The organism is Cobetia sp. 1AS1, from assembly GCF_029846435.1.
Taxonomy (GTDB): Bacteria; Pseudomonadota; Gammaproteobacteria; order Pseudomonadales; family Halomonadaceae; genus Cobetia; species Cobetia amphilecti.
Map to the genome: position 1 here is coordinate 269272 of NZ_JARWKU010000005.1, position 10194 is coordinate 279465.

A 10194-nucleotide genomic window follows, 5' to 3' on the forward strand; every position below is an offset into this window, starting at 1 on the left:
TGCGCAAGACCGCCTTGCACCAGCTTGGAACCTGACCATACTGACAGTTGGCGCGAACACGGCTTGTCGCCACCTGACAGGCGTCATGCATGAAAATACGCGCCATTGCATCTCAAGTTGTCTTGCAAGACAGGTTTGATTTGTCGGCAATAATCCGGCCGGCGGCATGCGATTTGCCACAGGGTTTTCCACACGAACTGCGCAAGGTGTTTCTTCTACACGGCCTGCCACAGATTCGTCTGCCGCAGAATCTTCTGCATCAGAATCTTCTGCATGCAGTGCCGAATGAAGTGTGCCTGATGAAGTGTGCCGAACGGGGAGGAGCGAAGAGGAGTCAGGAAAGCGACGGAGAAGACGAGGAAGACAAGAAACGACAAGTGACACAAGGCAAGCGCAGTGCATCACCCTCAACAATAACAACAGCTGAACAGGTGAGGACTCATGGCCCCGACACAGACGCGCTCGCACATGGTGCGCAGCAATGAGGAAATGATCGAGCTGGTGGTGGCACAGGATGTCGCCCGCAGCCCGCGTTACAACGAGGATATCGCGCCGACCAAGAGTGCCGAACGCACCTGGTCGCGCTGGAACATCGCCGCACTGTGGGTCGGCATGTCGATCTGCGTGCCGACCTACACCCTGGGTGGCGTCCTGACCGCCTACTTCGGCCTGAGCGTCGGCGAGGCGCTGTTCACGATTCTGGTCGCCAACCTGGTGGTGCTGATTCCGCTGACCCTCAACGCCTTCCCCGGCACGCGCTTCGGGATTCCCTTCCCGGTGGTGCTGCGCTCCTCCTTCGGCATCATCGGCTCCAACGTGCCATGCATGATTCGCGCGGTGGTCGCCTGTGGCTGGTTCGGTATCCAGACGATGTTCGGCGGGCTGGCGATCCACCTGCTGCTGTCGAGCCTCTCGGCCGACTGGAAGGCGCTGGGCGGGGTAGGCGAGGTCATCGGCTTCTTCGTGTTCTGGGCGCTCAACCTGTTCGTGGTGATTCGCGGCGCGGAATCCATCAAGTGGCTGGAGACGCTGTCCGCGCCCTTGCTGCTGGCGGTGGGTGTCGGCCTGATGGTGTGGGCGCTGCCGCATACCTCGATCAGCGAGCTGTTGGCCCAGCCGCCGAATCGTCCCGAGGGCGATGGCGTGGCCAGCTACTTCATGGCGGGCCTGACCGCGATGGTCGGCTTCTGGGCGACGCTGTCGCTGAACATTCCTGACTTCAGTCGTTACGCGAAGAGCCAGAAGGACCAGATCGTCGGTCAGATCATCGGTCTGCCGCTGACGATGTTCTTCTTCGCGGCGCTCGGCGTGGTGCTGACCGCGGCGTCCAGCTCGCTGGTGGGCGAGACCATCTCCGACCCGGTCAACCTGATCGGCCGCATCGACAGCCCCGGCTGGGTCGCCATCGCCATGGTGCTGATCATCATCGCGACGCTCTCCACCAATACCGCGGCCAACATCGTCTCGCCGACCAATGACTTCCAGAACATCGCGCCGAAGTTGATCAACCAGACGCGCGGCGTGCTGCTGACCGGGCTGGTCGGGGTGCTGCTGATGGGCTTCGAGCTGATCAAGAAGATGGGCTGGATCGTCTCGGACGTGAGTCTCGAGAGCCTCTATTCCAACTGGCTGCTGGGCTATTCGAGTCTGCTGGGGCCGATCGCGGGGATCATGATCGTCGACTACTTCGTGATCCGTCGTCAGTCCTTTGATCTGCCGGCACTCTATCTGGATGGCAGCACCTATCCGGCCTTCAATCCGGCGGGCTTCATCGCCTTCTTCGTGCCGGTGGGGCTGACGGTGATCAGCTTCTCGCAGCCCGGACTTTCCTGGTTCTACGACTACGGCTGGTTCACCGGCTCGCTGCTGGGGGCGCTGGTCTACTTCGTGGCCAGCAAGTTGCTGGTCAAGGCACCGCCGGTGCATCTGCCGGAGGCAGTGCCGGGCAGCGGGGCGCAGCGCGCCTGACACCGTTGATGAACATGGTGAATGCAATGACAGACGGGCTGCCGATTGGCAGCCCGTCTGTCATTCGTCGGCTCATCAGCTTATCCGCTTATCCGCTCATCAACTTATTCGCTCATCAATTCGGCAGCTCATCCGCGGCGGCGCATCATGCGTCAAGTCCTGGGATGCCGCCCTCGAAGCGCTCGACCATGAAGTCGACGAACTGGCGCACCTTGGGCGAGAGGTGGCGGTGGCGGGGATAGACGATCCATACCCCGGTATCGCGCACCTGGTACTCATCCAGCACCGAGATCAGCTTGCCGCTGGCGAGATGGGGCGCGACGTAATAGTCGGGAATCTGGGCAAGGCCAAGGCCCTTGAGCGTGGCGTCCAACAGCGCCGGGCCGGAGTTGGCCTGCCAGCTGCCGGTGATGCGCACCTCACGGCGCTGACCCTCGACCTCGAACAGCCACTCGCGCTTGGAACCGGCCAGGCAGCGGTGACTGGAGAGCTCGGCCAGGGTGTGCGGGCGCGGCGCCTGCTGGAAGTAGTCATGCGAGGCGACGACGAATTCGCGGCGGTCCACCAGCCGTCTTGCGATCAGCGAGGAATCCTTGAGCACGCCCATGCGGATGGCGACGTCGAAGCCCTCGTCGATCAGTTCCACCGGGCGGTTGGTGAAGTGCATCTGCACTTCCAGTTGCGGGTGCAGCAGCTGGAAGTCGTTGACCAGCGGCGCGACGTAGCGCTCGCCGAAGGTGGTGGCGCTGGTCAGCTTGAGCACGCCGCTGGGGCGGGCGTGGAAGTCACCGATGGCCTGTTCGGCGGCGCGGAAGCCATCGAAGAGGTGATGGCAGTGCTCGAAATACACCTGTCCGGCATCGGTGAGACGCGTCTGACGGGTGGTGCGGTAGAGCAACTGGGTGTCGAGCTGGGCTTCCAGCTGGCTGATCAGACGACTGACATGTGAGCTGGACACCCCGAGGTGACGGGCGGCACCGGAAAATGAGCCGATTCTGACGACTTCCACGAAGGCTTCGATACGGTCCCAGCGCTGCATGCTGGCTCCTCTTTCATTGTTGTTGAGTGGCAATAATCATCTGAGTGCCGACGGCTTAATCCCACCCGCATGACTGCGTAGACTGTGCTCCATGCCAAGCCCGCGAGGATGAACCGCAAGGACGAGCCCAGTGCCTGTCGCGTGGGGAGTCCCTCGGGCGACTCATCCATGCAACCTGTCAGGTGCTGCTACCTTTCAGGGTGGCCTCCGTGGTGATCGTCACCACACCAGGGGGCATGAGATTGGCAGCCAGTTTACCGCTATTGATGCTCACTAGGAGAGATTCATGAAATCACGTGCTGCGATTGCGCTGGAAGCCGGCAAGCCGCTGGAACTGGTCGAGATCGATGTCGAAGGGCCGAAGGCCGGTGAGGTGCTGGTTCGCATCGTCAATACCGCCGTCTGTCACACCGATGCGTTCACCTTGTCCGGCGCAGACCCGGAAGGCCTGTTCCCGTCCGTGCTGGGCCACGAAGGCGCCGGTGTCGTCGAGGAAGTGGGCGAGGGCGTGACTGGCCTGGTACCGGGCGACCACGTCATTCCGCTCTATACCGCCGAATGCGGCAAGTGCAAGTTCTGCCTCTCCGGCAAGACCAACCTGTGCAGCGCCGTGCGTGCCACCCAGGGTCGCGGCCTGATGCCGGACGGCACCTCGCGCTTCTCCCTCGATGGCAAGATGCTGCACCACTACATGGGCACCTCCACCTTCTCCGAATACACCGTGGTGCCGGAAGTCTCGCTGGCCAAGGTGTCCAAGGAAGCGCCGCTGGACAAGATCTGCCTGCTGGGCTGTGGCGTCACCACCGGTATCGGCGCGGTGATGAACACCGCCAAGGTCGAGCCGGGCTCTACCGTCGCCATCTTCGGCCTCGGTGCCATCGGTCTGGCCGCCATCCAGGGCGCGGTGATGGCCAAGGCGTCGCGCATCATCGCCATCGACATCAATGAAGACAAGTTCGACCTGGCCCGCAAGTTCGGCGCCACTGACTTCGTCAACCCGAGCAAGCTGTCCGTGCCGGTCCAGGAAGCCATCGTCGACATGACCGACGGCGGCGTCGACTACTCCTTCGAGTGCATCGGCAACGTCAATGTCATGCGTGCGGCGCTTGAGTGCGCGCACAAGGGCTGGGGCGAATCCATCATCATCGGCGTCGCCGGTGCCGGTGAAGAGATCGCCACCCGTCCGTTCCAGCTGGTGACCGGGCGCGTCTGGAAAGGCTCCGCCTTCGGTGGCGTCAAGGGCCGTACCGAACTGCCGGGCTACGTCGAGCGTTACATGGACGGCGCGATCAATCTGGACGACTTCATCACTCATCAGATGCCGTTCGAGAAGATCAACGAATCCTTCGATCTGCTGCACGAAGGCAAGTCGATCCGTACCGTGCTGAGCTTCTGATCCGAGGCTGAACTGCCGCCGGGCAACAGGGAAACACCTGTTACCCGGTGAGGTCTGGAACGCGAAACGGCGTCGGCTTGCCGACGCCGTTTTCATGGGCGATATCACAAGGGAGAGCATGATGACCGCGACCGAACAACTCGAGCTGGTCAACGCCAACAAGGTGCATGGCGGCTGGCTCAAGCGTTACCGTCACCGCAGCGGCAGCCTGGATTGCGACATGGTGTTCGCCATCTATCTGCCACCCCAGGCCGAACAGGGCCCGGTGCCGATGCTGTGGTGGCTGTCGGGGCTGACCTGCACCGACGAGAACTTCATGCAGAAGGCCGGCGCGCAGAAGAAGGCGGCGGAGCTGGGCATCGCCCTGATCTGCCCGGACACCAGCCCGCGCGGCGTCAATCTGGTCGGCGAAGACGACAGCTACGACTTCGGCAGTGGCGCAGGCTTCTACGTCAATGCCACCCGCGAGCCGTGGGCGCGTCATTACCGCATGTATGACTACGTCACCGAGGAGCTGCCGGCGCTCGTCAAGCGGCACTTCCCGGTGGATGGCGAGCGTGAGTCCATCTCCGGTCACTCCATGGGCGGTCACGGCGCTCTGATCTGTGCGCTGAAGAATCCGGGCCGCTATCGTTCGGTCTCGGCCTTCGCGCCGATCGTCAATCCGATGGCCTGCCCGTGGGGCGAGAAAGCCTTCAGCGGCTATCTCGGTGATGACCGCACCCAGTGGGCGCAGTGGGACACCTGCGAACTGGTCAAGCAGGCGAGCAAGAGCGGCGCCGCGCGTCAGGAGCTGTTCGTCGAGCAGGGCGAGAGTGATCAGTTCCTCGAGGAGCAGCTCAAGCCGGAGCGTCTGGAAGCGGTCTGCGCCGAACTGGATCACCCGCTGGTCCTGCGTCGTCAGCCCGGTTACGACCACAGCTACTTCTTCATGGCCAGCTTCATCGATGAGCATCTTGCCTACCACGCGAAACACCTCCTTTGAGGTGTGAGTGTGGTAGCCGGTAGAAATGAAAAGGCACGCGAAGCACCTGCTTTGAGGTGAGCCTCAGGCGTTGAGGTGTGAAAGTGCCAATCGCAGCTGATCGCTCGCCGAGCAGAGATGCTGCGTGAAAGACAGAAACGACAGTCCCGCTATCGATTGATGGATAGCGGGACTGTCGTTTTTTCGTCATGAGAAGCGGCGTTTTTCAGAACCTCAAGGCATGAAAGCCCGATTTGGTGGCGTTTGCTTATGCTGCGTCAGTGGTAGCCAACTCAGGCGTTATTCTGTGCCGTACGGCAACGATGATTTGCTGCATAGCGGCGATAAAGTCACTGCGCCATGCAGGCGCGATGGTTTACTGTCGAGAGGTGGACAACGCACGACGTCCAGGCAGTGAATCACGACATCCCTGACGCTATCGGAATTGCAGAGGTCGCTTATTGACCTTCCCCTGATGGGGCCGATCGCCGATGTCGTCGCTGCTGGAGCCGACCCCTCAAGGTTCGCTCCCTGCTGAGACCCAATAACGATAATACTGCGGACCCCCGCCGGCCTCATCAGGCCACGGGAGAGGGCACCACGAGGCCCCGGTCTGCCACTCAAGCAGATATAGAGAAGGACTCCCCTCATGGCATTGACCAGTGGCCGTTTCGCCCGCCCGTACGAAGCTCACTCATCCGCTGCAGGAATGGCCGGCGAGACGCGCCAGCCGCAGACCATCGGCTTCCTGCTGCTCGACAGCTTCACGCTCATCTCGCTGGCCTCGGCGGTGGAACCGCTGCGCATGGCCAATCAGCTGGCCGGACGCGAGCTGTACCGCTGGTATACCGTGACGCTGGAAGGCGCCCCCGTGCGCGCCAGCGATGGCCTGCAGGTCACGCCCGATACCTCCACCGAGGCCTGCCCGCCGCTGGATATCGTCATCGTGTGCGGCGGCGTCGGCATCCAGCGCTCCGTGCATCGCCCGCATGTCAGCTGGCTGCAGGCCCAGGCACGTGCCGGCCGCAAGCTGGGCGCCGTCTGCACCGGCAGCTGGGCGCTGGCTCAGGCGGGGCTGCTCGAAGGCCATGAGACCAGCATCCACTGGGAGTGTCTGGCCGCGATGCAGGAAGCCTTCCCGCGCGTGCCGCTGACCACACGACTGTTCTCCATCGATCAGGACCGCGCCACGGCCTCCGGCGGTACCGCGCCGATGGACATGATGCTGACCATGATCGGTCGCGAGCATGGCCGCGAGCTGGCGGCGGGGATCTCCGAGATGTTCATCTGCGATCGCGTACGTGGCGAGCAGGACCAGCAGCGCGTGCCGCTCAAGCATGTGCTGGGCACCACCCAGCCCAAGCTTCTGGAAATCGTCGCGCTGATGGAGGCCAATCTGGAAGAGCCCATCGGCCTGGACGAGCTGGCGCACTATGTCGATGTCTCGCGCCGTCAGCTGGAGCGGCTGTTCCAGCGGTATCTGCACTGCTCGCCGTCGCGCTACTACCTCAAGCTGCGCCTGACCCGCGCGCGTCAGCTGCTCAAGCAGACGGCGCTGTCGATCATCGAGGTGGCCTCGGCCTGTGGCTTCGTGTCCACGCCGCACTTCTCCAAGTGCTACCGCGAGTACTTCGGCATGCCGCCGCGTGACGAGCGCATCGGGGGCGAGCGCAGTGTCAGCGTGCTGGAGGTGCCGTGTCGCGCCGATGGCGATCATCAGCTGACCGGTGTCGCCAGTCTGGAAGGGCTGCTGCACCAGTCGATCGGCCAGAGCATGGTCGGCAATGCGCCCCTGCAACCGGCCAGCGAGTCCCCCGTCTCCTCGGCGATTCTGGCACTGGCCAATGCGCGCGGTGAGCCGACCTACGCCAGCGTGCGCCTGCAAGGCTGATGCCTGCCGACTGACACCAGACTTCCGCAACATCCAACGCCTCTGCCGCTCCGGCAGGGGCGTTGTCGTTTTCACAGGAGCCACCGGCACGCTCTGGTACACTCGAAGGCACCAGGAAGCAGTGGCTGACACGACAATGGCTCGGCGGCGGAATGACGAGCCACGACACGCACGACAGGGGACGGCAAGGGATGGCACGAGGACAGCAACGCAGGCAGGAAGGCACGGAGCGTGTGGCGGGTGCTCGGCGCGGGGCGACACGCCGCCCGGCGCCGCGTGCCGGCATGCGCCCGATGGAGCGTCTGCGCTGGCTGGCGGTGTGGACATTCAAGGTCATCGCCTGCTGGATGGTGGCCTGCATCGGCCTGGTGGTATTGCTGCGCTTCGTGCCGCTGCCGGTGTCGATGGTGATGCTCGAGAAGTGGGGCTATGGCCTGGTCACCGGCGAGCCGATGGCGCTGCAGCATGACTGGGTGCCGATGGAGCAGATTTCCAACAATGCCCGTCTGGCGGTGATCGCCTCGGAAGACCAGAAATTCCCCGATCACTACGGCTTCGATGTCGATCAGATCGTCAAGGCCATCGATGCGCGGCTGGCCGGTGAGCGTCTGCGCGGCGCCAGTACCATCAGCCAGCAGACCGCCAAGAATGTCTTCCTGTGGAACGGGCGCAGCTGGGTGCGCAAGGGGCTGGAGGTCTGGTTCACCATCCTGATCGAGATGATCTGGCCCAAGGAGCGCATTCTCGAGGTCTACCTGAACGTCGCCGAATGGGGGCCGGGCGTCTTCGGCGTCGAGGCCGCGGCCGAGCATCACTTCAATACCGATGCCGCCAGCCTTTCCGCCTACCAGGCCAGTCTGCTGGCGGCGGTATTGCCCAACCCGATCCGCTTCAATGCCGGCAAGCCCTCGGCCTATATCCAGCGCCGCGCCAGCTGGACGCGCCGTCAGATGAACAATCTCGGCATGGGCTACTTGAAGCGTCTGGAACAGCCGCGTGGCTGGTTGAGCTGGGACCTGCTGCCTTCGCTCAAGGAGCTGTCCCCCGCGCATTGACCGGCTTGACGCTACACCATCGGCTGTCCCACGACGCCCCGGCTCTCTCGAGTCGGGGCGTCGTCGTTTCAGAAACGACAGCCCTGACGCGATTCGATAGCCACGGGTCGCATCTGGCGTCAGAGGGGAAAGAGGGCAGGACTATGCTGGCACAGCCTGCTGGAGATCGTGTTCCGGCAGGCCCTGTCCGCCGGGTACGGGCAGTGACCTGACTTCCAGAGCCGCCTGCCCAGCGCCGGAGCGACATGATGTCCGAATTCTCCTCCTCCTTCGGTGGGTCCGATGCGGCCCGCGCCCTGCACGATGACAGCATCGTCATCGATGGTCTGGTGATCGCCAAGTGGCAGCGCGAGCTGTTCGAGGACATGCGCAAGGGCGGTCTGACCGCTGCCAACTGCACTGTCTCGGTCTGGGAAGGCTTCCAGGCGACCGTCAACAACATCGTCAAGAGCAACCAGCTGATCGCCGAGAGCAGTGATCTGGTCTGCGTGGCGCGCACGGCCGCCGACATCCGCGCCGCCAAGGCCGCCGGCAAGACCGGCATCATCTATGGCTTCCAGAATGCCAACGCCTATGAAGACCAGATCGGCTATGTCGATGTCTTCAAGCAGCTCGGCGTGGGCATCGTGCAGATGTGCTACAACACCCAGAATCTGGTCGGCACCGGCTGCTACGAGCGCGACGGCGGCCTGTCCGGCTTCGGGCGCGAGATGGTCGCCGAGATGAACCGCGTCGGCGTGATGTGTGATCTCTCCCACGTCGGCTCGAAGACCTCCGAGGAAGTCATCCTCGAATCCAAGGTACCTGTCTGCTATTCCCACTGCGCGCCGGCCGGTCTCAAGGACCACCCGCGCAACAAGTCCGATGCCGAGCTGCGCTTCATCGCCGAACACGGCGGTTTCGTCGGCGTCACCATGTTCACCCCCTTCCTCAAGGCCGGCGTCAACGCCACCGTCGACGACTACGTCGAGGCCATCGAATACGTGATGAACCTGGTCGGCGAGGATGCCATCGGCATCGGCACCGATTTCACCCAGGGCCACGGTCAGGACTTCTTCGAGTGGCTGACCCACGACAAGGGCTACGCCCGTCGTCTCACCAACTTCGGCAAGATCGTCAATCCGGAAGGCATCCGCACCATCGGCGAGTTCCCCAATTTGACCGAGGCGCTGCTGCGTCGCGGCATGAGCGAGCATCAGGTACGCAAGATCATGGGCGAGAACTGGCTGCGCACGCTGGAAAATGTCTGGGGCGGCTGAGTCTGGCTGCCCGTGCCCTTTATTGATCGCTCTTACTTGATCTCTCTTTCCTGATCTCTCTTTTGCAATTCCCTCAAGCCCCCTTTGGAGGACACCGACATGAGCAAGATGGCCCCTGAACTGCCGATCGAAGTGGATAGCGAGACTGGCGTCTGGACGTCCGATGCGCTGCCGATGCTGTACGTGCCGCGCCACTTCTTCATCAACAACCATGTCGCGGTGGAAGAGGCGCTGGGCGTGGAGAAATACGCCGAGATTCTCTATCACGCCGGCTACAAGAGCGCCTGGCACTGGTGCGAGAAGGAAGCCGAGCTGCATGGCCTGGTCGGCGTCGAAGTCTTCGAGCACTACATGAAGCGCCTGTCGCAGCGCGGCTGGGGTCTGTTCATCACCGAGGAGATCGATCTGGAGCGCGGTACCTGCAAGGTGCGCCTAGAACACTCCTGCTTCGTCTATCAGCAGGGCAAGACAGGTACCAAGCTCGAGTACATGTTCACCGGCTGGTTCGCCGGCGCGATGGACCAGATTCTGGCTGCGCGTGGCAGCGAGCTGCGCACCGTCGCCGTCCAGACCCAGAGCGGCGGTGAGGAAGGCTGTGACGTGGGGTATTTCGAGGTCGCTC

The 10194-nt window shown here is 63.0% G+C and carries 9 protein-coding genes; 8 read left to right on the plus strand and 1 reads right to left on the minus strand.

Features of this window, described 5'->3' with window-relative positions; genetic code table 11:
* Nucleotides 1-89: 89 nt before the first annotated feature.
* A complete protein-coding gene (locus QD280_RS11220) occupies nucleotides 90-485 on the plus strand; it encodes a hypothetical protein (RefSeq protein WP_279839268.1) in 396 nt (131 codons plus the stop codon).
* Between the two features lie 4 nt (nucleotides 486-489).
* A complete protein-coding gene (locus tag QD280_RS11225; RefSeq protein WP_225996544.1) occupies nucleotides 490-1968 on the plus strand; it encodes an NCS1 family nucleobase:cation symporter-1 in 1479 nt (492 codons plus the stop codon).
* A gap of 145 nt (nucleotides 1969-2113) precedes the next feature.
* Here QD280_RS11225 and QD280_RS11230 read toward each other — a convergent pair whose 3' ends face one another.
* Nucleotides 2114-3007: a LysR family transcriptional regulator gene (locus tag QD280_RS11230; RefSeq protein WP_054555324.1), complete on the minus strand. Its 894-nt coding sequence runs from the start codon at nucleotides 3005-3007 to the stop codon at nucleotides 2114-2116.
* Between the two features lie 286 nt (nucleotides 3008-3293).
* Here QD280_RS11230 and QD280_RS11235 point away from each other — a divergent pair, with 286 nt between their 5' ends.
* From QD280_RS11235 to QD280_RS11260, 6 genes are all read left to right on the plus strand, one after another.
* Nucleotides 3294-4403, plus strand: coding sequence for an S-(hydroxymethyl)glutathione dehydrogenase/class III alcohol dehydrogenase (locus QD280_RS11235; protein ID WP_279839269.1), 1110 nt, complete (start codon nucleotides 3294-3296; stop codon nucleotides 4401-4403).
* 121 nt (nucleotides 4404-4524) lie between these two features.
* Nucleotides 4525-5388, plus strand: a complete 864-nt coding sequence (gene fghA / locus QD280_RS11240) for an S-formylglutathione hydrolase (RefSeq protein WP_279839270.1) — start codon at nucleotides 4525-4527, stop codon at nucleotides 5386-5388.
* A gap of 688 nt (nucleotides 5389-6076) precedes the next feature.
* On the plus strand, nucleotides 6077-7258 hold the full coding sequence (locus tag QD280_RS11245; protein ID WP_043333766.1) for a GlxA family transcriptional regulator: 1182 nt from the start codon (nucleotides 6077-6079) through the stop codon (nucleotides 7256-7258).
* A 191-nt stretch (nucleotides 7259-7449) separates the two neighbouring features.
* On the plus strand, nucleotides 7450-8313 hold the full coding sequence (mtgA, locus tag QD280_RS11250) for a monofunctional biosynthetic peptidoglycan transglycosylase (protein WP_225996519.1): 864 nt from the start codon (nucleotides 7450-7452) through the stop codon (nucleotides 8311-8313).
* Between the two features lie 248 nt (nucleotides 8314-8561).
* A complete protein-coding gene (locus QD280_RS11255) occupies nucleotides 8562-9572 on the plus strand; it encodes a dipeptidase (protein WP_052384560.1) in 1011 nt (336 codons plus the stop codon).
* A 99-nt stretch (nucleotides 9573-9671) separates the two neighbouring features.
* A partial coding sequence (locus QD280_RS11260) for a DUF5943 domain-containing protein (RefSeq protein ID WP_279839273.1) occupies nucleotides 9672-10194 on the plus strand: 523 nt, incomplete at its 3' end.

What these genes read in the sequence shown, in the direction of transcription:
- QD280_RS11220 (WP_279839268.1), top strand. Translation starts at nt 90, where the DNA reads ATGAAAATACGCGCCATTGCATCTCAAGTTGTCTTGCAAGACAGGTTT.
- QD280_RS11225 (WP_225996544.1), top strand. Translation starts at nt 490, where the DNA reads ATGATCGAGCTGGTGGTGGCACAGGATGTCGCCCGCAGCCCGCGTTAC.
- QD280_RS11230 (WP_054555324.1), bottom strand. Translation starts at nt 3,007, where the DNA reads ATGCAGCGCTGGGACCGTATCGAAGCCTTCGTGGAAGTCGTCAGAATC.
- QD280_RS11235 (WP_279839269.1), top strand. Translation starts at nt 3,294, where the DNA reads ATGAAATCACGTGCTGCGATTGCGCTGGAAGCCGGCAAGCCGCTGGAA.
- fghA (WP_279839270.1), top strand. Translation starts at nt 4,525, where the DNA reads ATGACCGCGACCGAACAACTCGAGCTGGTCAACGCCAACAAGGTGCAT.
- QD280_RS11245 (WP_043333766.1), top strand. Translation starts at nt 6,077, where the DNA reads ATGGCCGGCGAGACGCGCCAGCCGCAGACCATCGGCTTCCTGCTGCTC.
- mtgA (WP_225996519.1), top strand. Translation starts at nt 7,450, where the DNA reads ATGGCACGAGGACAGCAACGCAGGCAGGAAGGCACGGAGCGTGTGGCG.
- QD280_RS11255 (WP_052384560.1), top strand. Translation starts at nt 8,562, where the DNA reads ATGTCCGAATTCTCCTCCTCCTTCGGTGGGTCCGATGCGGCCCGCGCC.